This window comes from Geobacillus sp. G4 (assembly GCF_040327975.1).
Classification (GTDB): domain Bacteria; phylum Bacillota; class Bacilli; order Bacillales; family Anoxybacillaceae; genus Geobacillus; species Geobacillus thermoleovorans.
Map to the genome: position 1 here is coordinate 1 of NZ_JBEPJY010000146.1, position 235 is coordinate 235.

Below are 235 nucleotides of genomic sequence, written 5' to 3' on the forward strand. Positions count from 1 at the left end.
CTGGCCCCTGGCCTGCACCTCGGCCTTGTCCATGGGCCAGCCCAGCGCGGCCATCACGTCGGCCTTGACCTCGGGGCTGAGCGATTCGCGGCGGCGAACGGCGTCGATGATCAACTGCCAGTGGCCCAGCTGCACCAGCATGTCGCGCGGCCAGTCGCGGTGGCTGTCCACCAGATCCCTGCAATCCTTGATGCGCGCCGCCATGCCCGTGGCCTGCGCATCGACCATGCGCGCG

1 protein-coding gene is annotated in these 235 nt (G+C 70.2%); it reads right to left on the reverse strand.

Annotated features, from left to right (window positions below):
• A partial coding sequence (locus ABS784_RS17300; RefSeq protein ID WP_483867425.1) for a hypothetical protein occupies positions 1-235 on the reverse strand: 235 nt, incomplete at both ends.